General features: G+C 70.4%; 14 protein-coding genes. 9 read left to right on the top strand and 5 right to left on the bottom strand.

The annotated features are described in order from the left end of the window. Positions 1–9 precede the first annotated feature (9 nt). Positions 10–1,215 carry a glycoside hydrolase family 3 protein gene (locus CBF90_RS00415; protein ID WP_172407759.1) on the top strand — a complete coding sequence of 402 codons (1,206 nt, stop codon included), beginning with the start codon at positions 10–12 and terminating at the stop codon, positions 1,213–1,215. Between the two features lie 40 nt (positions 1,216–1,255). On the opposite strand, the gene gtfA is transcribed toward CBF90_RS00415, so the two are convergent. The 5 genes from gtfA to CBF90_RS00390 are packed head-to-tail and all read right to left on the bottom strand — an operon-like array spanning position 1,256 to position 6,870. Beyond that, positions 1,256–2,734 (bottom strand): sucrose phosphorylase, encoded by a 1,479-nt coding sequence (gene gtfA, locus CBF90_RS00410; RefSeq protein ID WP_088379630.1) that lies wholly within the window; start codon positions 2,732–2,734, stop codon positions 1,256–1,258. Between the two features lie 25 nt (positions 2,735–2,759). Next, positions 2,760–3,725: an alpha/beta hydrolase fold domain-containing protein gene (locus tag CBF90_RS00405; RefSeq protein WP_088379629.1), complete on the bottom strand. Its 966-nt coding sequence runs from the start codon at positions 3,723–3,725 to the stop codon at positions 2,760–2,762. Beyond that, the gene (locus CBF90_RS00400) at positions 3,722–4,546 is read right to left on the bottom strand and encodes a carbohydrate ABC transporter permease (RefSeq protein WP_064955134.1); all 825 of its coding nucleotides are present in this window, start codon (positions 4,544–4,546) and stop codon (positions 3,722–3,724) included. The genes CBF90_RS00405 and CBF90_RS00400 overlap by 4 nt, the downstream gene beginning before the upstream one ends. After that, positions 4,543–5,505: a carbohydrate ABC transporter permease gene (locus CBF90_RS00395; RefSeq protein WP_023953020.1), complete on the bottom strand. Its 963-nt coding sequence runs from the start codon at positions 5,503–5,505 to the stop codon at positions 4,543–4,545. Before CBF90_RS00395 ends, CBF90_RS00400 begins: the two co-directional genes overlap by 4 nt. A gap of 9 nt (positions 5,506–5,514) precedes the next feature. After that, the gene (locus CBF90_RS00390; protein ID WP_088379628.1) at positions 5,515–6,870 is read right to left on the bottom strand and encodes an ABC transporter substrate-binding protein; all 1,356 of its coding nucleotides are present in this window, start codon (positions 6,868–6,870) and stop codon (positions 5,515–5,517) included. 134 nt (positions 6,871–7,004) lie between these two features. On the opposite strand from CBF90_RS00390, the gene CBF90_RS00385 reads away from it, so the two are divergent. The 8 genes from CBF90_RS00385 to CBF90_RS00350 all read left to right on the top strand — a co-directional run bounded on the left by CBF90_RS00385 (position 7,005) and on the right by CBF90_RS00350 (position 25,015). Then, positions 7,005–8,093: a LacI family DNA-binding transcriptional regulator gene (locus tag CBF90_RS00385; protein ID WP_088379627.1), complete on the top strand. Its 1,089-nt coding sequence runs from the start codon at positions 7,005–7,007 to the stop codon at positions 8,091–8,093. A gap of 14 nt (positions 8,094–8,107) precedes the next feature. Then, entirely contained in the window at positions 8,108–10,687 is a 2,580-nt protein-coding gene (locus CBF90_RS00380; RefSeq protein ID WP_071918689.1) for an RNA helicase, read from the top strand. A gap of 55 nt (positions 10,688–10,742) precedes the next feature. Further along, the gene (locus CBF90_RS00375; protein ID WP_071918688.1) at positions 10,743–11,279 is read left to right on the top strand and encodes a DUF1697 domain-containing protein; all 537 of its coding nucleotides are present in this window, start codon (positions 10,743–10,745) and stop codon (positions 11,277–11,279) included. Between the two features lie 73 nt (positions 11,280–11,352). After that, on the top strand, positions 11,353–13,449 hold the full coding sequence (gene recQ / locus CBF90_RS00370; protein WP_242435541.1) for a DNA helicase RecQ: 2,097 nt from the start codon (positions 11,353–11,355) through the stop codon (positions 13,447–13,449). 159 nt (positions 13,450–13,608) lie between these two features. Further along, positions 13,609–15,729 (top strand): acyl-CoA dehydrogenase, encoded by a 2,121-nt coding sequence (locus tag CBF90_RS00365; RefSeq protein WP_023953010.1) that lies wholly within the window; start codon positions 13,609–13,611, stop codon positions 15,727–15,729. Between the two features lie 59 nt (positions 15,730–15,788). Then, the gene (locus tag CBF90_RS00360) at positions 15,789–16,436 is read left to right on the top strand and encodes a DNA-3-methyladenine glycosylase I (RefSeq protein WP_172407758.1); all 648 of its coding nucleotides are present in this window, start codon (positions 15,789–15,791) and stop codon (positions 16,434–16,436) included. After that, positions 16,417–18,792 (top strand): excinuclease ABC subunit UvrA, encoded by a 2,376-nt coding sequence (locus tag CBF90_RS00355; protein ID WP_088379626.1) that lies wholly within the window; start codon positions 16,417–16,419, stop codon positions 18,790–18,792. The genes CBF90_RS00360 and CBF90_RS00355 overlap by 20 nt, the downstream gene beginning before the upstream one ends. 151 nt (positions 18,793–18,943) lie before the next feature. After that, a complete protein-coding gene (locus CBF90_RS00350; RefSeq protein WP_088379625.1) occupies positions 18,944–25,015 on the top strand; it encodes an Ig-like domain-containing protein in 6,072 nt (2,023 codons plus the stop codon). Positions 25,016–25,055 lie beyond the last annotated feature (40 nt).

Raw genomic sequence — 25,055 nt, 5'->3', positions numbered from 1 at the left:
CATGGAAGGGTGACCCGCACTCCCTCCTCCTCGCGCGCCACCCGTTCTGCGTTCGCCGCCGCCCTGGTCGGGGTGCTGGCGTTCGCCGCCGGCTGCGCCCCCGAGCCGGGACCGGCCGACCCGACGACGTCTGCCCCGGCCCCGACCGGTTCGGCCACCGCGACCCCGACCCCCACCACGCCGTCCGACCCCGCCGCGGCTCTCGGGCTGGAGGGCTGCGTCGGGCAGGTGCTCATGGTCGGGACGCCGGTCGACACGGTCTCGCCGGATGCCGCGGCGGCGATCCGCGACCGCGGCGTCGGCGTCGGCGGACTGTTCCTCCATGGCCGCTCGAGCTCGGGCGTCGAGGCCACGGCGGCTCTCGTCGCGCAGTTCCGCGACCTTGCGCCGGAGGGCTCGCCGAAGCTCTGGGTCGCGACCGATCAAGAGGGCGGCGAGGTGCAGGTGCTGAGCGGACCCGGATTCGACGAGATGCCCTACGCCATCCGGCAGGCCGATCTCGGCCCCGACGCGCTCCGCGCCGCGGCCACCACGTGGGGCGCTCAGCTGGCGGCAGCGGGCATCGACGTCAATCTCGCCCCCGTCGCCGACATCGTCACGAGCGCCGACACCCGATCGAACAACCCGCCCATCGGAGCGCTCGGACGGCAGTACGGCTACGACGAGCAGACCGTCGCCGCGGGCGCCGGGGCATTCGCCGACGGGATGCGCGCATCGGGCGTGCTGCCGACCTTCAAGCACTTCCCGGGGCTCGGGCGGGTGGATGCCAACACCGATTACACCGCCGAGGTTCTCGACACGGTGGTCTCGGCGGAATCGCCGGATGTCGACGTGTACCGGGCGCTCACGGCATCCGGTCCGTCGCTCGTGATGGTCGGCACCGCGCGGTACCAGAACATCGATCCCGACCACCCGGCCGCGTTCTCTTCGGCGGTGCTCGACCTGCTGCGCGATCGGGTCGGCTTCGACGGTGTCGTCATCACCGACGATCTGTCGGCCGCGGCCGCCGCGGAGATCGTCGCCCCCGGCGATCGGGCCGTCGAGGCGCTGTCGGCGGGGGTCGACATCGTGCTCGCGTCGGCCGATCCGACGGTGCTCCCCGCGATGTACGACGCGGTGCTCTCGCGGGCCGAGTCCGACGCGGCCTTCGCCGAGCGCGTCGACGAGTCGTGCGGCCGAGTGCTGGCCGCGAAGGATGCCGGCACGGCCGGCTGATGCTGCGGGTGAGGCGGTCGCCCGCCCCACCCGCCTCGGCTCAGTTCCCGGTGAGACGCGCGTGCGACCAGGTGCTCGTCGCCGAGCCGTCGGTCGCCGTCAGCTGGAACGACGCGTCGCCCAGGTCGAAGCCGAGCGTGACCGACGCGTCGGCGGCATCCCACCGCAGCTCACCGCGCGTGTCTCGCAGGTCGTGCGAGAACGTCCCGGCGAAGGCGGGGTGGGTCGCGCGCAGGCGAAGCGCGTCGAGCTGGAGTCCGACGACCGGTCGCGCGAGCGCGGCATCGATCTCGTCGGGGGTGTAGTGGTGCCGGTTGACGTCGCGGCCGACGCCGGTCGCCTTCAGCAGATCCATGTCGTTCTCGCCAGCGAGGAGCCCGACGTAATACACCTGCGGGATGCCCGGGGTCATGATCTGCAGCAGCCGCGCGAGCGCGCAGCGCCGGTCGTCGCGCCCGAGAGCATCGTAGAACGTGCAGTTGACCTGGTACAGATCCAGGTTCGATGCCGCCGCCCCGGTCGCCTGCCGACTGGTGCCGCCGCTCGCGTCGTGGATCGCCTCGACGAGGGCGTCGATCTGCTCGGGCTCGAGCAGGCCGGGTTCGCCGGGGGCGAGGTCGCTCACACCGACGTCGATGATGCCGATGCCGTCGTGGGTGTCGAGGACCGTGATCGAGTTCGCGGGACGGATCTCGAGCCAGCGCGCGAGCGGGCGCGCGTCGTGCGCGTGGAGCGCGTGCAGCACGAGGGGCGGCAGCGCGAAGTCGTAGACGTAGTCGACCGTCCGCGCGATCGCGATCTGCTGCGTGTGGTGGCCGTGGATCTCGAGCAGCACCTGGGCGCCCCGATCGTGGGCGAGCTCGAGGATGCGCTGCGTGTAGCGCTCGGTCGCCGCCGTCATGAAGCAGCTGGTGCCGGCCTCCTTGCCCGTGTAGCCGACGGCGTCGAGCCGGAGCATCGAGGTGCCGCCCGCGACGAGCGCGTCGATGACCGCCGTCAGGTACTCCCAGGCGGCGTCGGTGCGGAGATCGATGTCGATCTGCTCCGACGTGAACGTCGTCCACACCAGCCGCAAGCGGTCGCCGAGGACGATGGCGGTGAAGGGGAGCCCCGGGCGGGGGCGGTAGATGCGGGTGAGGTCGGCCTCGGTGACGCCGTCCGGGAAGACGGAGTCGAGCGTGAGGAACATCGGCGCGAACGGCGATGCGTCGCCGCGTCGGCGGACGTCGGCGAAGGCCGCCGAGTCGGCCGAGACGTGGTTGACGATGAGGTCGCTCATGACCGTGTGGGTCTCGCTCAGCGCGCGGACGTCGTCCCACGTGCCCAGACGCGGATCGATGGAGGCGTGGTCGACCGGATCGAAGCCGGCGTCCGCACCGTCGAACGGGGTGAAGTAGGGCAGCAGGTGCACGCCGCCGAAGGCGTCGGACAGCCGGGTCGCGAGCAGATCGCGGATGCCGGTGACGGTGCCGCCGAGGCGGTCGACGTAGGTGATGAGCTGGGGGGAATCGGGGTTCATGGGTTCTGGGGGTTCTTCCGAGGGGTCAGATGCGGTGGAGCAGGCGGCGCAGCCACTCTTCGCGAGCACGTCGCGCGTCGCGCGCGAGGACGGTCCACGGCGCGAGGAAGTCGAAGGCGTGCGCTCCGCCGGGCCAGACGTGCAGCTCGGCGTCGCCGCCGTCGGCCCACATCCGTCGCGCGAAGGCGACGCACTCGTCGCGGAACGTCTCTGCCGAGCCGACGTCGATGAAGGTCGGCGGCAGCCCCGCGAGCGAGTCGGCCACGGCCGGCGACGCGTACGGCGGGACGCCGCCCTCGACATCGGCCAGATAGGCGGCCCAGGCGGTCGCGTTGGCGTCGCGGTCCCACGAACCGTGGCCCGCCATCTGCCGTGCCGATTCCGAGTCGGAGCGGTGGTCGAGCATGGGGCACAGCAGCACGAGCCCCGCGATACGCGGACCGCCGTGATCGCGAGCGAACAGGGCCGTCGCCGCGGCGAGGCCGCCCCCGGCGCTGACCCCCGCGACGATGATGCGGTCGCCGTCCAGGGCGGCGGGGGCGTCTGGCCCGGCCAGCCAGCGGAGAGCGGCAGCGGCATCCTCGAGCGCTGCGGGGTACGGGTGCTCGGGGGCGAGCCGGTACTCCACCGAGAGGATCGCGCAGCCGGTGCGCTCGGCGAGCTCGGCCGTGGCCGGCATGTCCGAGTCGGCGTTCCCCGCGATCAGTCCGCCTCCGTGCAGGTGCAGGATGACGGGCACCGGACGGCGCACGACGGCGGGCGTGTAGACGACGACGCCCACCGGCGGGTCGTCCTCACGCCACCCGGGGACGAGCAGCTCGTCGCGCTCGAAGGCGCCGTGCGCGGTGAGCTCGGCGAGCGGAGCCGCGACCCCGGACGCGCGCACGCGCGGGATCTCGTCGCTGCTCATCGACACGACCACGAGGTCGTCGAACTCGGCGAGAGCGCGGGCGACGGCGTCGTCGAAGGGCGGCCGTGCGACATCCGTCATCCCTTCACCGCCCCCTGCAGCAGAGCCGCCACGAACTGACGCTGGAAGATGAGGAACACCAGGAGCGTCGGCAGCAGGATCAGGATCGACCCGGCGCACAGCAGCGGGATGTCGGTGCCCCACTGACCCTGGAACGCGCCGAGCGCGCCGGCCATCGTGCGCTTGGTCGGGTCGTCGACGAGGACGATCGCGAGCAGGAACTGGTTCCAGGTCCACAAGAACAGCAGGATCGCCAGCGATGAGATCGCCGGGCCCGACAGGGGGACGTGGATGCGCCAGAACAGCTGCCACGTCGTGGCGCCGTCGATGCGCGCCGCCTCGGTGAGCTCGTGCGGCATGTTCACGAAGTGCGCCCGCATCCACATCACGGCGAACGGCATGAACAGGCCGATCAGCGGCAGGACGATCGCCAGCTGGGTGTTGAGGAGGCCGTAGCCCTTCATCTGGTAGTAGATCGGCACGATGATGCCCTCGAAGGGCAGCGTCAGGCCGAGGACGAACAGCACGAAGATCGCACGGGCGAAGGGCACGCGCAGGTGGCCCAGGGCGAAACCGGCGAGCGTTGCGATGACGAGCGAGATCGGCACGACGCCGAGCTCGATGAGGGCGCTCGACCCGAGCATCTTGAGCATGTCGGCCGACTGGAACGCGAGCGCGAAGTTGTCCCAGTGCGGGGTCTCGGGCCACGACAGGCCCTTGGGGTAGGTGCCGGGCTCGTGGAGCGCGGTGACGAAGAGCGTGATGAACGGGATGATCGTGAACGCCATCACCACGATGAGGACGATGCGGCCCGTCCAGGCCTCGACGGCGGAGGTTCTCATGCGTCTTTCTCGCTTCCGCGCGTGATGCGGTTCAGGGGCAGGACGATCACCAGGACGAGCACCGTCAGCACGACGGCGAGGGCCGACGCCTGTCCGACCTCGCGCTGGAAGAACGCGAGGTAGTAGATCTCGAGACCGGGCACGGTGGTCGAGCCGCCGGGACCGCCCTGCGTGGAGATGTAGATGATGTCGAAGCTGCGGAGGGCGTTGATCACCGTGATGAGGATCGCGACGCCGAGCTCCTGGCGCACCGCGGGCAGCGTCACGGTGAAGAACTCGCGGATCGGGCCCGCGCCGTCGATGCGGACGGCTTCGTAGAGCGCCGGGTCGATCTTGGTCATGCCCGACAGCATGAGAAGCATGCAGAGCCCGAGCGAGACCCACGCTCCGATGACACCGACGGCGGGGAGAGCGGTGTCGAAGTCGCCGAGCCACGCGCGCGTGACGCCGCCCAGTCCCACCAGGCGCAGGGCCTGGTTGACCAGGCCGTCGGCGGCGAGCAGCCAGGTCCACATGATGCCGGCCGCGACGAGGGGGATCACCTGCGGCAGGAACAGGACGGTGCGCGAGATGCCGGCCAGACGGCTGCCCCCGAGCTTGCGGATCAGGGCGGCCGAGACGAGTCCGAGGATGACCGGCACGATCGAGAAGTACAGGATGAGCTTCAGCGCGTTGACGATCGGCACGAGCAGCGTCGAATCGGTGAAGATCCGGATGTAGTTGTCGAAGCCCGCCCACGTCGCGGTGGTGATGCCGTCCCAGTCGTAGAACGAGTACTGGACGGTCGAGCCGAGGGGGATGAGTACGAACATCGCGTAGGCGATGAGCGCGGGGGCGATCAGGGCGAGACCGATCGACCTCTCGCGCAGGCGCCGCGTGGTGACGCGGCGCCTGCGCGGCCGAGAGGCCGACGAGTCCCGGTTTGCCCGGCGATCGCCGAGCTGTCCGGTGACGGTCATCGGGACGGCCTACTCCTTCTTCTGGCTGAGGTAGTCGGACTGCACCTTGGTCAGCAGGCCGTCGGCGGTCTGCTTTCCGGCGAACAGCTCCTGGAGGTTCGGCGTCAGCGTCTTGGCGTAGATCGACCCGGTCGCGTTGGCGATGAAGTCCATCGAGCCGTTGTTCGCCGAGAGGTCGGCGCCGGCGGCGAGGGTCTCGGCGGTGACGCTGCCCTCGGCGATCTCGGGCATGAAGGCGTCGGCCGGGCCCATGGGGTGCGAACCGCCGGACTCGACGGCGATGGTGCGTGCCGTCTCGTTGGTCGCGACCCAGTCGAAGAAGAAGGCCGCGCAGTCGGGCTCGTCGGCGTAGGCCGAGACGCCGTACGTCGTCGGCGCCGACATCGCGCCGACCTGGCCGCCGGCCTCGACCGGGGGCATGAGGAAGAAGCCGACGTTGTCGGGCATCTGCGCGTCGAGGTTGCCCGACTCCCAGTCGCCGTTGAAGATGAAGACGCTCTCGCCGCCGATGAAGCGGCTCATCATCTGCGAGTAGTCCATCGAGTTGATGTCGGGAGCGAAGTAGCCGGCGTCGATCCAGCCCTTCAGGTGCTCGGCCGCCTCGAGGTTCTCGGGGGTGTCGATCGTGGCGTCGTCCTTGAGGAAGATCCAGTCGTTGATCTTGCTGGGCTCACCGTACGAGGCCATGAGCGCCTGCAGCGGGAAGGCGAGGCCGCCGGTCGCGCCGCCGTTGAACTGCGCGACGGGCGTGAGCCCGGCGTCCTTGGCCGCCTGCAGGTAGCCGTCGAGCTCGGCGAGGGTCGCGGGCGGCTCGGTCATGCCGGCCTGCGCAGCGAGGGTCTTGTTGTAGAAGACACCCGTCACCGAGTAGTTGATGCCCATGCCGTACAGCGGCCCGTCGCCGCGCTGTCCGTTCTCGTCGACGCGCAGCTGCTCGAGCTGCGAGGAGGGCCACTGGTCCCAGCCGTAGGCCTCGGCGTAGGGATCGAGGTCGTAGAGCAGGTCGCTGTCGACCAGGTCGACGATCGTGGGGAGACGCATGATGTCCGGCGGGGAGTCGACCAGCACACGGGGCGCGTTCTGGGTGATGACGGCGAACTGGTCCTCGCGCAGGTTCACCGTGACGTTCGGGAACTGCTTCTCGAACTCGGTGGCGAGGTCGCTGAAGACCGGGAAGCCCGTCTCGACGTAAGCGTCGAGGGTGACGTCCTCCGTTCCGCAGGTCGTCTGGATCGGACCGCCGGATGCCGCGCCTTCGCCGGCGGGGGCGGCGCTCGGCGGAGCACAGGCCGAAAGGGTGACCGCGACGGCGAAGCCGGTCGCCGCGGTGGTGAGAACACGTCGTCGCATTCGTGTCGACATCATCGTCTACCTTCTGTGGGTGGTGGAGGGGCAGGTGCTGCTAACACGAAATAGCACCTGGGCTAAAACGTACTAGCCAGTGGCGGTTCTTCGCAATCGCGGCATACTGAAGCTGCACCGGAGCGAGAGGGGGAGAGATGAACCGCAAGCGCGTCACGCTGGCACAGGTCGCCGCGGAGGCCGGGGTCGCGGCATCGACGGCATCCCTCGTCCTCGCCGGACGCGGCAGCGAGCTGCGCCTCTCGCAGGCGCTCCAGGAGCGGGTGCGAGAGGCCGCCGAGCGGCTGGGGTACCGTCCCAACGCCGTATCGGTCGGGCTCCGCACGGGCAGCACCCGCACCCTCGCCTTCATCTCCGACTCGGTCGCCTCGTCGCGACTGGCCGGAGAGATGATCAAGGGCGCCATCGACGCCGCCCGTGCGCGCGGTTTCCTCGTGTTCGTCGGCGAGACCGGCGGCGACGTCCAGCTCGAGCGGCAGCTGCTCAACGCCATGTTCGACCGGCAGGTCGACGGCCTGGTCCTGGCTTCGATGATCACCCACCGCCGGGCGCTGCCTCCCGAGGCGACACGCACTCCCGCCGTTCTGCTCAACCTCGAGGTCGACGGCGCCACGGATGTTCCGCGGGTGCTTCCCGACGAGTACGCCGCCGGTCGCGAGGCGGTCGGTCACCTGCTCGAGCGCGGGCTCCGCGACATCCACCTGATCGGTGCCGGGCCGACAGAAGACGACGCGCCGCCGTTCTCACTCGGCGCGCAGCAGCGACTGCACGGCATCCTCGACGCGCTGCGGGATGCCGGACTCGAGCCGGCATCCGGAAGTCCCGTCATCCAGTGGCTGCCGCCCGAGGGCTTCCGGCTGACCTCGCAGCTGCTCGACGGGGGAGTCGTGCCGCAGGCGCTGATCTGCTTCAACGACCGCCTGGCGATGGGCGCGTATCAGGCGCTCGGCGAGCGAGGCCTCGCGGTGCCCGACGACGTGTCGGTCGTCTCGTTCGACGACGTCTCGTTCGCCCAGTGGCTGCGTCCGGGGCTCACGACCTTCGCGCTGCCCCACCGTGCGATGGGCAAGCGAGCCGTCGAGCTTCTCATCGACCGGGTCGAGGCGGCGAAGGATGACACCGGTGCGGGCGACGCGGCGGTCGCGCCGTCGCTTCTGCCGATGCCGCTGCGTGTCCGGGCATCCGTGCGAGAGGTCGACGCGGCGGCCGCCGTTCCGCGGGTGTAGGGCAGACTCGAGGGATGACCTCCGCGCCGCTGCTCGACCTCATCGGCCCGGATCCCTCCGACGACGCGATCTACGACGCCTTCACCTCCTGGGCGGAGGGACGTGGGCTCACGCTCTACCCGGCACAGGACGAGGCGGTCATCGAGCTCGTCTCGGGGGCCAACGTGGTGCTGGCCACGCCCACCGGCACGGGCAAGTCGCTCGTCGCGGTGGCCGCGCACGCGGCATCCGTCTCCCGCGGCGGGCGCACGTACTACACGGCTCCGATCAAGGCGCTCGTGAGCGAGAAGTTCTTCGCCCTCGTCGAGATCTTCGGGGCCGAGCGAGTCGGCATGGTGACGGGCGACTCGTCGGTCAACCCCGAGGCGCCGATCATCTGCTGCACGGCCGAGATCCTCGCCAACCTCGCGTTGCGCGAGGGCGCCGACGCCGACGTCGACCAGGTGGTCATGGACGAGTTCCACTTCTACGGCGACCCCGATCGCGGCTGGGCGTGGCAGGTGCCGCTGCTGACCCTGCCGCGCGCGCAGTTCCTGCTCATGTCGGCCACGCTCGGCGACGTCACCGACCTCGCCGACGACCTCTCGCGTCGCACGGGCCGGCGGACGGCCCTGGTCACCGGTGTCGAGCGTCCGGTGCCGCTGCACTTCTCGTACGAGCGGCGCCCCGTGCACGACGTGCTCGAGCGGCTGCTGGAGGAGCGCGAGACCCCGGTCTACATCGTGCACTTCTCGCAGGCCGCCGCGCTCGAGCGCGCGCAGGCGCTGTCGAGCGTGAAGATCACGACGCGCGAGCAGCGGGATGCCATCGCCGAGGCGATCGGCGGATTCCGCTTCACGACCGGCTTCGGCAAGACCCTGTCGCGCCTCGTGCGGGCGGGCATCGGCGTGCACCACGCCGGGATGCTGCCGCGGTACCGGCGTCTCGTCGAGACGCTCGCCCAGCGCGGGCTGCTCAAGGTCATCTGCGGCACCGACACGCTCGGGGTGGGCATCAACGTCCCGATCCGCACCGTCGTGATCACGGCGCTGTCGAAGTACGACGGGACCCGGATGCGGCAGCTCACCGCCCGCGAGTTCCATCAGGTCGCGGGGCGTGCGGGACGCGCCGGCTTCGACCCGCACGGGAACGTCGTCGTCATGGCGCCGGAGTGGGAAATCGAGAACGCCGTCGCCCTCGCGAAGGCCGGAGACGACCCCGCCAAGCGCAAGAAGATCGTGCGCAAGAAGGCTCCGACCGGCGTCGTCAACTGGGGCGAGGGCTCGTTCGAGCGGCTCGTCGAGGCGCAGCCCGAGCCGCTCACGCCGCAGCTGCAGCTGTCGGCCGCGATGCTGCTCAACGTCATCGGTCGCGGGGGCGACGTGTTCGGCAACGTCCGCTCGCTCGTCTTCGACAACCACGAACCCCGCGCCCGGCAGTACGCCCTGGCCCGCCGGGCCCTGGCGATCTTCCGCACCCTGGTGGCCGCCGGCATCGTCGAGGTCGTGCGCCCCGCCTCTGTGGCTCTTGCCGTCGACTCGCCACAGAATGCGGATGCGAGGGGTGCGGCATCCGCGGTTTCTGGCGAGTCGACGATCAGACTCACGGTCGATCTGCAGCCCAACTTCGCGCTCAACCAGCCGCTGTCGCCGTTCGCGCTCGCGGCGATCGAGCTGCTGTCCCCGGATGACGCCGAGACCGGCACCGGCCACTATGCGCTCGATGTCGTGAGCGTGATCGAGGCGACGCTCGACGACCCGCGCGCGATCCTGTCGCAGCAGGAGTACAAGGCGCGCGGCGAGGCGGTCGGCGCGATGAAGCGCGACGGCATCGAGTACGACGAGCGGATGGCGCTGCTCGAGGAGATCACCTGGCCCAAGCCCCTCGCCGACCTCCTCGCCCAGGCGTTCGAGACCTTCGCGTCGAGCCAGCCGTGGGTGCGCGACTTCGAGCTGTCGCCGAAGTCGGTCGTGCGCGACATGTTCGAGCGGGCGATGTCGTTCGGGGAGTTCGTGTCGTTCTACCAACTGGGGCGCAGCGAGGGCCTCGTGCTGCGCTACCTCAGCGACGCGTACCGCGCGATCCGCCAGACCGTGCCGGCCGAGGCGCGGACCGACGACCTGATGGACCTCATCGAGTGGCTGGGGGAGCTCGTGCGGCAGGTCGACTCCAGCCTCGTCGACGAGTGGGAGTCGCTCGCGCACCCGACCGACGACCCCGACGCTCCCGTCGTGCCGCCCGCGCCGCCCTCGGTGCTGACGAATCGGCGCGCGTTCACGGTGCTGGTGCGCAACGAGATGTTCCGCCGGGTTCAGCTCGCCGCGCTGCAGGACGATGAAGCGCTCGAAGCCCTCGACGCCGAAGTCGACTGGCCGGAGGTGCTCGACCGGTACTACGACGACCACGACGAGATCCTCACCGGTGGTGCCGCGCGCTCGCCGTCGCTCTGCGTCATCGACGAGTCCGCGGCCCGCGACGGCATCTGGCGCGTCGAGCAGATCATCGACGACCCCGCCGGAGACCACGACTGGCGCATCCGGGCCGAGGTCGACCTCGAGCAGTCCGTCGAAGCCGGCACGGCCGTCGTGCGCGTTGCCGAGGTCATCCGCCTCTGAGCTCGGCCAGGCCGCGCCGTGACCGGATGTCGCGGGCCCTGGGCATGATGAGGGCGTGGCCACACATCTCGGGTTTCTGCGGGCGATCAACCTCGGCGCGACGCGCGTCTTCCCGAAGGACGACATCCGCCGGGTCACCGAGGCCGCCGGCTTCGAGAACGTCGTCACGCACATCAACACCGGCAACATCCGCTTCGACACGCGCATGCGATCCCGCGCGAAGCTCGAGCAGACCCTCGAGCGGGCCTACGCGGCCGATCGGGGCTTCGACGTCCCGACGATCACGTTCCGAGCCGACGAGTTCGCCGCGCTCGCCGCCGAGGCGCTCGCCGTGAGCGAGGCGAACCCGGGCCTGGCCCGCCATTACGTGTACCTGCTCAAGGACGAGCTCGACCCCGACACCGCAGCCCGGGTCGAGTCCCTCGCGACTGCCGCCGGGCGCATGCGCGTGCGCGGCCGCGCCGTCCACGCGCTGCTCGAGCCCGGATACCAGGACGGCACCGTCGATCCGCTCGGCGCGGCGAAACTCCTCGGCGTCGCGACCAATCGCAACCTCAACGTCGTCGCGACACTCGCCGAACGATGGTGCTGACGACAGACGCGACGACTCCGCGCCTGTGAACGCGCGGAGCACGATGTCGGATGCCGCGGCTATCGTGAATCGGGTGAGTCGAGAGCAGCAGTCCTGGGATGCCGATCCCTACGCCGACCTCGACTGGAACCCCGACGAGTTCGCTCCGCCCGAGGATTTCGACGCACCGCCGCCGCCCGAGTTCGACGGTTACGGCGCTGCCGTCGCCCGCGCCACCCGCGACCGCGCCGCCGCCCCGGCGTCGAGCGTCTTCGCGACCTCGGCCCGCAGCACCGTGAGCCCGGCCCGCACCGCAGCCGCGCCTCCGACGGCGGCCCCCGCCGCCGTCCTCTCCCTCGCGCGCCGCGACTTCACCGGCGCAGACCCCCGCGCCGTGCTCAAGGAGGTCTTCGGCTACGACGACTTCCGCGGCGACCAGGGCGATATCGTCTCGCACGTCATCGGCGGCGGGGATGCCGTCGTGCTCATGCCCACCGGCGGCGGCAAGTCGATCACCTACCAGGTTCCCGCGCTCGTGCGTCCCGGAACCGGACTCGTCGTCAGTCCGCTCATCGCGCTCATGCACGATCAGGTCGATGCCCTGATCGCCAACGGCGTGCGGGCGGCCTATCTGAACTCCACGCAGTCTCCGGGCGAGCGCGCGGGCGTCGAGCAGGCCTATCTCGCCGGCGAGCTCGACCTGCTCTACGTCGCCCCCGAGCGGCTGAGTGTGCCGCAGACGACGCAGCTGCTCCAGCGAGGCGCCCTGAGCGTCATCGCGATCGACGAAGCGCACTGCGTCTCGCAGTGGGGCCATGACTTCCGCCCCGACTACCTCGCCCTCGGCGACCTCGACGAGCGGTTCCCCGGGGTGCCGCGGATGGCGCTCACCGCCACCGCGACCCGCGCGACCCACCAGGAACTCACCGAGCGGCTGCGCCTGCCGCAGGCGCGTCACTTCGTCGCGAGCTTCGACCGGCCCAACATCCAGTACCGCATCGAGCCGAAGGTCGACCCGCGGCGGCAGCTCGTCACGTTCATCCGCTCGATGCCCGAGGGGTCGGCCGGCATCGTGTACGCGCTCAGCCGCAAGTCGGTCGAGCAGACCGCCGACTACCTCGCCGCGCAGGGGCTCGACGCGCTGCCGTATCACGCCGGGCTGCCGGCCGAGATGCGGGCGAAGCACCAGTCGCGGTTCCTCCGCGAAGACGGTGTCGTCATGGTCGCGACGATCGCTTTCGGGATGGGCATCGACAAGCCCGACGTGCGATTCGTCGCCCATATCGATCTGCCGAAGTCCGTCGAGGGCTACTACCAGGAGACCGGACGCGCGGGACGCGACGGCGAAGCGTCGATCGCCTGGATGGCCTACGGCCTGGGGGATGTCGTGCAGCAGCGGCGCCTCATCGATCAGAGCCCCGGCGACCGCACGTTCAAGATGCGCATGGGGCAGCACCTCGACGCGATGCTCGCCCTGTGCGAGACGGTCGCCTGCCGCCGCCAGAACCTGCTCGGCTACTTCGGCCAGGACTCCGAGCCGTGCGGCAACTGCGACACCTGCCTCACCCCGCCCGACACCTGGGACGGGCTGATCCCGGCGCAGAAACTGCTCTCGACGATCGTGCGGCTGCAGCGCGAGCGCAACCAGTCGTTCGGCGCCGGCCACCTCGTCGACATCCTGCGCGGGGCCTCCACCGAGCGCATCCGCCAGCAGCGTCATGACGAGCTGGCGACGTACGGCCTCGGGGCCGACCTGTCCGACCAGGACTGGCGCAGCGTCATCCGGCAGCTGCTCGCCCGCGGGATCCTCGTCGCCCGCGGTGAGTACGGCGTGCTCGCGGTCGGCGACGCCGGCGCGCCGGTGCTCAAGGGCGAGGTCGGCGTTCCCCTTCGGCGCGACGTGCTCGGACGGGGGCAGAACAGCGGCGGCTCTCGCGTCCGCAAGGCGGCCGCGGCCGAGCAGGTCGCCGAGGGCGACCGCGACCTCTTCGAGGCCCTGCGGGCGTGGCGGGCCGAGCAGGCTCGCGAGCAGGGCGTGCCGGCATACATCGTCTTCGGCGACGCGACGTTGCGCGCTCTCGCCGATCGCCGCCCTCGCACGTCGGCCGACCTCGAGGGCATCACCGGCATCGGGGCGAAGAAGCGCGAGGCCTACGGCGACGCGGTGCTCGCGGTCGTGGCATCGCACTGACGCACATCCCACCGACCGACCGGATGTCGCGGTCGCACAATGCGGGTCGCCGACGTACCGGAATCCCGTTGTGCTGATCGACCAACCCGCTTGGTGAGGTGTTGTGGAAGTCCTACCGTGAGTATCGACTCCGATCCTTCCGACGTCGAAAGGCACGCGATGACCGACGCCGCTGTTCGTCCCCACAAGCCCGCAACCGCCGACCGCACCCCGGCCGGGGGTGCCCCGACCGCGCCCCACACCGCGGCGGAGGCGCATGAGCCCCGCATCGACATCGACGCGGTCACCGACATGCTGCTCGGAACGTGGGCGGCGACGCGTCGCGAGGCGCGCGAGATGATCAAGGACCCGGTGTTCTGGCAGATCCCGGGCGAGCCGATGGCCGAGCACCGTGAACGCGTGCTCAAGCAGCTCCACCTGCTCGTCGAGCGCGGCGCCTCGGGCCGTGGCTACCCGAAGGAGTACGGCGGCGACGGCGACAACGGCGCGAACCTCGCCGGTTTCCAGGAGCTCGTCCTGGCCGACCCCAGCCTGCAGATCAAGTCGGGTGTCCAGTGGGGTCTCTTCGGCTCCGCCATCCACCAGCTGGGCACGAAGCCGCATCACGACGCGTGGCTGCGCGATGCGATGGAGATGCGCCTGCCGGGCGCGTTCGCGATGACCGAGACCGGGCACGGATCGGATGTCGCGGCCATCGGCACGACGGCCACGTACGACCCCGAGACCGAGGAGTTCGTGATCCACACGCCGTTCCGCGGCGCGTGGAAGGACTACCTGGGCAACGCCGCCGTCCACGGCAAGGCGGCGACCCTGTTCGCTCAGCTCATCACGGGTGGCGTGAACTACGGCGTCCATTGCTTCTTCGTGCCGCTCCGCGACGACGAGGGCAACTTCCTGCCCGGGGTCGGTGGTGAGGACGACGGCGTCAAGGGCGGGCTCAACGGCATCGACAACGGCCGGCTGCACTTCGACCACGTGCGCATCCCGCGCACGAACCTGCTCAATCGCTACGGCGACGTCGCGCCCGACGGCACCTACAGCTCCGACATCCCCAGCCCCGGCCGCCGGTTCTTCACGATGCTCGGGGCACTCGTGCAGGGTCGCGTGTCGCTCGACGGCTCCGCCACGACGGCCTCGGCACTGGCGGAGTACATCGCCGTGACGTACGCGAACCAGCGCCGGCAGTTCGACTCGGGTGCCGGCACCGAAGAGGTCACCCTGCTCGATTACGGCCGGCACCAGCGGCGCCTGCTGCCGCGGATCGCGCAGACCTACGCGCAGTACTTCTCGCACGACGAGCTGCTGCAGGCATTCGACGGCGTGTTCTCGGGCCGCACCGACACCCCGGAGGGGCGCGAGAACCTCGAGACCCTCGCCGCGGCGCTCAAGCCGCTGTCGACGTGGAACGCTCTGGACACGATCCAGGAATGCCGCGAGGCATGCGGCGGTCAAGGGTTCCTCGCCGAGAACCGCATGGTCGACCTGCACCACGACCTCGATGTCTTCGCCACCTTCGAGGGCGACAACAACGTGCTCCTCCAGCTGGTGGGCAAGCGCCTGCTCAGCGACTACGCGAAGCAGTTCAAGGGAGCCGACGCGAAGGCCCTCGCGAAGTTCGCCGCGGTCTCGACCGCCGAGCGCGTCTTCCACGGCGCCGGCCTCCGGCGGCTCGGTCAGTCGGTCGCCGACTTCGGTCAGACGGCGCGATCGGTCGAGCTCGGGCTGCGGGCCGAACAGCAGCACGAGCTGCTGACGGGCCGCGTCGAGCAGATGATCGCCGATATCGCGGCCGCCCTCCGGCCCGCGTCGAAGATGTCGCAGCAGGATGCCGCCGCCGTCTTCAACCAGCACCAGTCGGAGCTGATCGAGGCGGCTCGTGCCCACGGCGAGCTGCTGCAGTGGGAGGCCTTCGCGCAGGGTGTCGAGCGGGTCGACGACGAGGGCACGCGCCAGGTGCTCGTGTGGCTGCGCGACCTCTTCGGCCTGACCCTGATCGAGCGGCACCTCGCCTGGTACCTCATCCACGGTCGCCTCTCGACCCAGCGCGCGGCCGCCGTGACGAGCTACATCGACCGGTTGTGCGCTCGGCTCCGCCCGCACGCCCAAGACCTCGTCGACGCCTTCGGGTTCGCCCCCGAGCACGTCCGGGCGCCCATCGCATCGGGCGCCGAGGCCGAGCGGCAGCGTGAAGCGCGCGAGTACTTCGCAGAGCTCGCCGCGTCGGGCAGCGCCCCGGTCTCGGAGAAGACGCTCGCGAAGTCGGCCAAGCGAGGGTCCTGATCGGATGCCGCCCCGCCGATCGCCCGAGGGATGTCGGCGGGGCTCGCTAGCCTGACGGGATGGTGCACGACCTCATCACCGGACCCGACGGCCTCGCTCGCTGCGGCTGGGTGGGGGATGACGCCGAGTACCGGCGCTACCACGACGAGGAGTGGGGGCGCCCGCTCCACGGCGATCGCGCACTGTTCGAGAAGCTGAGCCTCGAGGGGTTCCAAGCGGGACTGAGCTGGATCACGATCCTCCGCAAACGCCCCCGTTTCCGCGAGGTGTTCGCGGGGTTCGAGCCGGCGCGGGTCGCCGCATTCGGATCGACCGAGATCGCAGCCCTGATGGCGGATGCCGGCATCATCCGCAATAGGGCGAAGATCGAGGCCACCATCTCGAACGCGAGGCTGCTGCGCGACGTCGCCGACGGCGAGTTCGACGAGCTGATGTGGTCTTTCGCGCCCGCCGTGCCGCGGCCCCGTCCGGCGACGCTCGCCGAGGTGCCGGCGGTGACGGCCGAGTCGGAGGCGATGAGCAAGGCCCTGCGCCGCCGCGGCTTCCGATTCGTCGGGCCGACGACGATGTACGCGCTCATGCAGTCGGCCGGCATGGTCGACGACCACGTCGTCGGATGCCATCGAGCTCTCGCCTCGCACGCCGTCGAGCCCCACAATGGGGAGGTCCGCACCGAGAGGATGTCCGATGGCCGCCGCATCCGCTGAGAACGCCGCCGATTCGCACGAGGTCATCCGCGTGCGCGGCGCCCGCGAGAACAACCTGGACGGCGTCGATGTCGACGTCCCGAAGCGACGCCTCACCGTCTTCACCGGGGTGAGCGGCTCGGGCAAGTCGTCGCTCGTGTTCGGCACGATCGCCGCCGAGTCCCGGCGGCTGATCAACGAGACCTATCCGACGTTCGTCCAGCAGTTCATGGCGCAGATCGCACGGCCCGAGGTCGACGCGCTCGAGAACATCAGCCCCGCGATCATCGTCGACCAGGAGCGGATGGGAGCGAACGCCCGCTCGACCGTGGGCACGGCGACCGACGTGCACGCCATGCTGCGCGTGCTGTTCAGCCGCATCGGCGAACCGTTCGTCGGCTCACCGCAGGCCTTCTCGTTCAATGTCCCGTCGGTGTCGGGGGCGGGCGAGATCACGGTCGCGGTCGGAGGCGACGCGGGCCGGGCGGAACGACGCTCCTTTCAGGTGACGGGCGGCATGTGTCCCGACTGCGAGGGCCTCGGCGAGGTCAGCGACATCGACATCGACGAACTGGTCGACCGGTCGAAGTCGCTCAACGAAGGGGCCATCCGCGTTCCCGGATACAGCGCCGACGGCTGGATGGTGCGCGGGTACAGCGAGTCGGGGCTGCTCGACCCCGACAAGCCCGTCGCCGACTACACGGATGCCGAACTCGCGGACTTCCTCTACAAAGAGCCGACCAAGATCAAGATCCAGAGCATCAACATGACCTACGAGGGGCTCGTGCCCCGCGTCACGAAGTCGATGCTGCAGAAGGATCGCGACGCGTTGCAGCCGCATGTGCGGGCCTTCGTCGAGCGCGCGGTGAAGTTCATGCCCTGTCCGGCATGCGATGGAACGAGGCTCAACGCCGGCGCGCGGTCGGCGAAGATCGCCGGGGCGAGCATCGCCGACGCCGCGGCCATGCAGATCACCGACCTCGCCGCGTGGCTCGCATCGATCGACGCGCCGGGTGTCGAGCCGCTGCTCGCGGGGTTGCGCGGCACCGTGCAGTCCTTCATCGACATCGGGCTGGGATACCTCTCGCTCGATCGGTCGTCGGGCACCCTGTCGGGCGGCGAGGCTCAACGGACGAAGATGATCCGGCATCTCGGATCGAGCCTGACCGACGTCACCTACGTCTTCGACGAGCCCACGGCAGGACTGCACCCGCACGACATCCAGCGGATGAACGACCTGCTTCGCGGCCTGCGCGACAAAGGCAACACGGTGCTCGTCGTCGAGCACAAGCCGGAGGTCATCGAGATCGCCGATCACGTCATCGACCTCGGGCCGGGCGCGGGTCGCCACGGCGGGCGGGTCCAGTTCACGGGAACGGTCGCCGAGCTGCGGGCCTCCGACACGCTGACCGGCCGGCACCTCGATCACCGGGCGCAGCTGAAGCCAGCGGTGCGCTCGGCCTCCGGCGTCCTCGAGATCCGAGGCGCGACCGCCAACAACCTCAGGTCGGTCGACGTCGACATCCCCCTCGGGGCCCTCACCGTCGTCACCGGGGTGGCCGGCTCGGGCAAGTCGTCGCTCATCCACGGCAGCCTCGCGGGGCGGGAGGGGGTCGTCGTCGTCGATCAGTCGCCCATTCGCGGCAATCGCCGCAGCAGCCCGGCGACCTACACGGGACTGCTCGATCCGATCCGCTCGGCGTTCGCGAAGGCGAACGGGGTCAAGCCGGCTCTCTTCAGCGCCAACTCGCAGGGTGCGTGCCCGGCCTGCAAGGGACTCGGCGTCATCGTGACGAAGCTCGGCATCACCGCGTCCGTCGAGACGGAGTGCGACGTCTGCCGGGGATCGGGGTTCAGCCCCGAGGTGCTTCGGTACACCCTCGACGGGCGCACCGTCGCGGACGTGCTCGCGCTGAGCGCGGCGGAGGCCGCGGAGGCGCTGCCGGCGCGCGTGGCGGGCGGCATCCTCTCGCGTCTCATCGACGTGGGCCTCGGGTACATCACGCTGGGGCAGGCGCTCAGCACGCTCTCCGGCGGCGAGCGGCAGCGGTTGAAGCTGGCCATCTCGATGGCGACGTCCGGCTCGGTCTACATCCTCGACGAGCCCACGACGGGCCTGCACCTGGCAGACGTCGACAACCTTCTCGCGCTGCTTGACCGCCTCGTCGACGCCGGGAACTCCGTCATCGTCATCGAGCACCACCAGGCGCTCATGGCGCACGCCGATCACATCATCGACATCGGTCCCGGCGCCGGGCGCGACGGCGGGCGGATCGTGTTCGAGGGGTCGCCCGCCGACCTCGTCGCCGGTGGCGACACCCTCACGGCCGAGCATCTGCGCCGGTACGTCGGGACGAGCGCGGGGTCGGACCGATGATGCACACCTTCGAGACGGTCGACATGGGGAGAACTCCCCATGTCAACCGACAAATCCCGCATCCCTCCTGACATAGGGTGGTTCCGCAGTTCAACCAGTGCGAGCCCGGACGCCGGGCCCATCACCGTCGCCCAGGGGGGAGCCGAGCCCAATGACGTCGACCTCGTGGCTGCGCGCACGCCCGCGGACGTTCCTCTCCGCCGGTATCGTCACCGTCGCGGCGCTGACGATCGGAACCCTCGCCGTCGCGTACGAGGGCGAGCCCACGACCGAGGTCGACCTCCACGACGGCGGCGTGTGGGTGACCAAGCAGTCGAGCCTGCTCGTGGGGCACTACAACAATGAGTCCCGCGTGCTCGACGGCAGCCTGCGCACGACCTCCGCCGAGTACGACGTGCTCCAGTCGGGCCCCCGAGTCGTCGTGGTCGACGCCGACGGGTCGGCGATGTCGGCCGTGGATCCCGCGAAGGTCGTGCTGTCGGGCACCGCCGAGGTGCAGCCGGGAGCGCAGATCGCCCTCGGCTCCGACACCGTCTCGGTGCTCGACGCGGCCGGAGACCTGCGCACCGTGCAGTTCGCGGGTGTGAACGGCTTCAGCTTCGAGGGCAACGAGCCGATCGCCGAGCTCGGTGAGAACGCCACGGCGACCGTCGGCACCGATGGCACGATCTACGCGGCGTCCGCGGCGGGCGCCTCGCTCTACGCGTACGCGCCGATCGGCGACGGCACTGTCGCGCAGACCGCCGAGCGGAGCCTCGAGGGCATCGCCGAGGATCACGAACTCGCGATCACGTCGCTCGGGCAGACCCCGTTCGTCCTCGACCGGGAGACGAACGTGCTCTATGGCGGCGACGGATCGCAGACCGACCTTCCCGCCGATGCGCTGCTGCAGCGTCCGTCCAACTCCGCCGAGACCCTCACCGTCAGCACGCGCAGCGCGCTGTTGCGCGTGCAGCCCGGCGGACAGACGACGACGATCGAGGCCGGCGCCGAGGGCACCCCCGCCGATCCCGTGTACGTCGGCGGCTGCGCCTACGGGGCGTGGTCGGGATCGGGAGTGTTCGTGCGCGACTGCGCGAACGACGCCGACGATGTGGTGCAGGAGATCGAGGGCATCGATCCCGCCGCGAAACTGGAGTTCCGCGTGAACCGCGATGTCGTCGTGCTCAACGACGTGTTCGGCGGCGCGGCCTGGCTGGCGAGCGAGAACATGCAGCGCGTCGACAACTGGACCGACATCACCCCGCCCGAAGGCACCGGTGACGAGGAGCAGGAGACGACCGAGGAGACGGTCGAGACCGCCCTGCCCGAGCGCACCGACGAGAACACGCCGCCGATCGCCGTCGACGACTCGTTCGGTGTGCGCCCCGGTCGCACGACCGTTCTCCCCGTCCTCTTCAACGACACCGATGCCGACGGCGACGTGCTCGTCGCCGAGGCCACGAGCGATCCCGCGTTCGGTGAGATCTCGCAGATCCAGAACGGCGGCGCCCTCCAGATCGCCGTGCCCGACGACGCCTCGGGCTCGACGTCGTTCACCTACACCGCCGACGACGGCCGCGGCGGCGAGGCATCCGCGACGGTGCGGCTCTCGGTGCGCGGTGACAACGAGAACTCCCCGCCCGTCCAGCAGCGCGTCACGCCGGTGACCGTCGAAGCCGGCGGCACCACGTCGTACAACGTCCTGAGCGAGTGGATCGACCCGGACGGCGACGACATCTTCCTGAAGTCGGTCCAGCCCGACGGCGGCGACGAGGCCGACTTCACGTCCGACGGTCAGATCACCTATCGTGCGATCGGCGCGGTGCAGGGCCGCAAGGACGTGCCCATCATCGTCTCCGACGGAACGGACGACGGCGCCGGGGTGCTCCGGATCGACGTCCGTCCTCCCGGGACGACGGTCCCCGTGACCAACGCCGACCACGTCGTGACCCGGGTCGGCCAGTCCGTCACCGTTTCGCCTCTCTCGAACGACACAAGCGCCGGCCGCGAGCCGCTGCGTCTGACGCGCGTCGACGAGGTCGAGGGTGCGACGATCCAGCCCGACTTCGCCGAGCAGACCTTCACCTTCACCTCCGACGCCGTGAACACCTACTACGTCGACTACCTCGTGTCGGCAGGCCCGAACAGCGTCCCCGGGCTCGTGCGGGTCGATGTTCTGCCGGCGGCGGACACCAATCTCCCGCCCGTCGCCGTGCGAGACGTCGCGCTGCTGCCGACCGGCGGCGACGTGCTCGTCAACGTCCTCGGCAACGACACCGACCCGGCCGGCGGCATCCTCGTCGTCCAGTCGGTGACGGCCGACCCCGACGGCGGCGTCACGGCAGCGGTGCTCGGCCACGAGACCGTCCGCATCACCGATCAGGGCTCGCTCAGCGAGCAGACCCGGGTGTCGTACACGATCTCCAACGGCGATCAGTCCGCCACGGGTGAGATCGTCGTCATCCCGATCCCCGCGCCCGACCGGCTGCGGCCACCGGTCGCGAACAACGACACGGCGGTCGTTCGTGTCGGCGACGTCGTCACGATCGACGTGCTCGCCAACGACACCCACCCCAACGGCGACACTCTGCACGTGTCTCCCGAGCTCGTGCCGCCGCTCGTCGACGAGGCCGACGGCCAGGTGTTTGTCTCGGAGGACAAGCTCCGGTTCCGCGCCGGCGACGAGCCCAAGACCGTCAACGCCACGTACGAAGCGGTCGACAGCTCGGGTCAGCGTGCCGGCGCGTACGTGACGATCCAGATCCTGCCGCGGCAGGATGACGCGAACGCCGCCCCGCGTCCCCGCGACCTCACCGCACGCACGCTCAGCGGATCGGAGGTCACGATCCCGGTGCCGCTCGACGGCATCGACGAGGACGGCGACTCGGTCGAATTGCTCGGCATCGCGAGCTCGCCCAGCAAGGGCCGCATCGTCGAGACCGGCTCCAATACGTTCGTCTACGAGGCGTTCGACACGAGCGCCGGCTCGGACTCGTTCACCTACCGAGTGCGTGACCGCCTCGGCAAGGAGGGGACCGCCCGCATCCAGGTCGGCATCGCCCCTCCCGAGACGACCAACCAGGCGCCGTACGCCGTGAAGGATGCCGTGATCATGCGGCCCGGGCGTCAGGTGGCGGTCTCGGTCCTCGAGAACGACTCCGATCCCGACGGCGACCAGTTCGGCTTCGCCGCCGACGCTCTCGAGGTGCCGGACGTCGACGGTCTCTCGGCCGAGGTGTCGGGCGAGCAGATCGTCATCACCGCGCCCGACGCGCCGATGAACACCAGCATCCAGTACACGATCGAGGACGCTCGCGGGCTGACCGCGACGGCCCCCGTGCAGATCACCGTCGACCCCGACGTGCCGCTGCAGCGCCCCATCGCCCGCGACGACCGCGTGCGCGCCGAGGACGTCGACGAGAACGGCGTGGCCGAGGTCGCGGTGCTCGACAACGACGACGACCCCGACGGCACGCGCAGCGCCTTGCGCGTGACGCTCGGCGCCGGCGGCGAGAACGCCACCGTGCGCCCGAACGGCACGGTGTCGGTGCCGCTGACCGACGAGCGCCAGCTCATCACCTACTTCATCACCGACGAGGACGAGCTCACCGCGGCCGCCTTCATCCACGTGCCCTCGCTCGCCGAGCTTCCGCCGAGCCTGATCTCGACCGAGGCGCTCGTCGTCCAGAGCGGTGAGACCGTCGACCTGCCGCTGTCGGAGTACGTGCGCGCCTCGGGCGGGCGCGACGTCGTCATCACCGAGGCCGAGAAGGTCACGGCGGCCCATTCGAACGGTGCATCCCTCGTCAAGGACGAGCGGACTCTCCAGTACACCTCCGCCGCCGACTACTTCGGTCAGGACGCCCTGACCTTCGAGGTCACCGACGGCTCGGGGCCCGACGATCCCGAGGGCCGCAAGGCGACCCTGATGATCCCCATCACCGTCACGCCTCCCGACAACCGGCCGCCGAGCATGATCGGCGCGCAGATGGAGGTCGCGCAGGGCGAGGACGCCCGGACCCTCGATCTCGCCGCGCTGGCGACCGACCCCGATCCGGGCGACGCCGAGAAGCTGCGATTCGCGGTCGTCGGCAGTGCGCCCGACGGGCTCACGGCGCGCGTCGACGGGTCCGTGCTGTCGGTCGAGGCGAGCACCGACGTCGCCAAGGGGACGTCGCTCCCCGTGCAGGTGAGCGTCACCGACGGCGAGTCCGACCCGGTGACGGCGACGATCACGGTCACTGTGACCGCCTCGACGCGCCCCCTCGCTACGGCGAACGCCGACGTCATCGAGCAGGCCGACCAGGGCGAGACCATCTCGGTTGCCGTGCTCGACAACGACGTGAACCCCTTCCCCGGCACGCCGCTGAAAGTGGTCGGCGCGTTCACCGAGACCTCGGGAGCCTCGGCGACCGTCGCCGGCGACCGCGTCGAGGTCACCAGCCGCGCCGACTTCGTGGGAACCCTCGTCGTGCGCTACCGGATTCAGGATGCGACCGGCGACCCCGACCGCGAGGTCGAGGGCCAGATCCGCATCACGGTGCAGGGTCGTCCGGATGCTCCCGGCAAGCCGACAGTGACGAGCGTCGAGAGCCGCACGGTCGTGATGTCGTGGTCGCCGCCCGTCGACAACGGCACCTCGATCACGGGCTACACCGTCCGCTCGACCGCCGGCTCGTACACCCGCGAATGCCGTTCGACGACGTGCACGCTCGACGGACTGACGAACAACGTCGAGTACAACTTCGTCGTCACCGCGACCAACCGCGTCGGCGAGTCCGACCCGTCGCTGCCGTCCGAGACCGCGCGTCCCGACCAGAGGCCCGACACCCCGAACCCGCCGAGCCTCGCCTTCGGCGATCGCAGTCTGGACGTGTCGTGGACGGTCCCTCGCACGGAGGGCTCGCCCGTCGAGAGCTACAGCCTGCAGATCTCGCCGGCACCGCCCTCCGGTGTCGCCGAGAAGACCGGCGTGACCGGAACCCGCATCACGTGGGACGGCCTCCAGAACGGTGTGCAGTACCAGGTGCGGGTCCGCGCCCACAACCGCGCGCCCGAGCCGTCGAGCTGGAGTGTCTGGTCGCAGGCGATGGTGCCCGCAGGCAAGCCGGATGCTCCCGGCGCACCGTCGACGCAGCGCCTCAACCCGGTGGGCAACCGCTCGCAGATGCAGGTGAGCTGGAACCAGCCGGCGAACAACGGCGACGCGATCGCGGGGTACCAGCTGCAAGTCCGCCGCGGCGGCGCCACCGTCGACACGATCAGCGTGCCCGCCGGCCAGACGAGCCAGGCCGTGACCGTCGACACCTCGACGACCGACTACACGTTCGTCGTCCGCGCCCAGAACAAGGCGGGCTGGGGCGAGTGGAGTGCGGCATCCGCACCTCGACGCGCCTTCACACCTCCCGGTGCCCCGACCGGAATCAGCGCGAGCGAAGGCGACAACCGCGTCACCGTGTCGTGGACGGCCGGGCCGCTCAACGGCGCGAACCCGGGTGAGGTCAGCTACCAGTACTCCGTCAACAACGGCGGCTGGCGCAACGACTGGATCGGCGGCGGCAACGGCGGATCGGGCGCGATCGGCAACGGTCAGGTCAACAACAACGGCACCTACACCGTGCGCGTTCGCGCCGTGGCCACCGCCGACGGATCGCGGTACGAGGGCGAGCCCTCGGCGGCCTCCAACCAGGTCGCACCCTACGGCCAGATCGGCAACCCGTCGGCGAACGCCAGCCGCGACGGCAACCGCGTCACGCTGTCGTGGTCGTCGCCCGCACGCAACGGACGCGACATCACGACGGAGATCAGCGTGAACGGCGGCGGCTGGCAGCGTGTCGACGCGAGCGGGTCGCGCCAGCAGGGCGACGTCGGCTACAGCAGCACGCAGACCATCCGGGTGCGCGTGAGCGCCGCCGGCAGCGAGGCACGCGAGGCCTCGGCGAGCGTGACGACACCCAACCCGCCGCCCCCGCCGCAGCCACGCGCGTCGGTCGAGAAGGGCTCACCGGTCGGCGGCTGCGTCAACGGCTGCTTCCACCTGAAGGTGAACACGCAGGACTTCCCCGCGGGCAACTACCGCATCGACTGCTACGACGGCAACCGGAAGTTCAACACCTACCCGTCGTCGTACGACGTACCGGCCGACGGCTCGATCCAGCTCGACTGCTGGATCGGCGCCGACGGCCGCGACATCTCCGCCGAGATCATCGGTTGGGGTCGAACCAGTACGACGCGCTGGTAGCGCCCGCATCCGCCCCCGGCATCCACTCATCACGAGGAAC

Origin of the sequence: Microbacterium sp. AISO3, from assembly GCF_002204305.1 — a bacterium.
Classification (GTDB): Bacteria; Actinomycetota; Actinomycetes; order Actinomycetales; family Microbacteriaceae; genus Microbacterium; species Microbacterium arborescens.
Note: the sequence above shows the minus strand (reverse complement) of the source record. Positions and strands in the feature narration are given on the sequence as shown.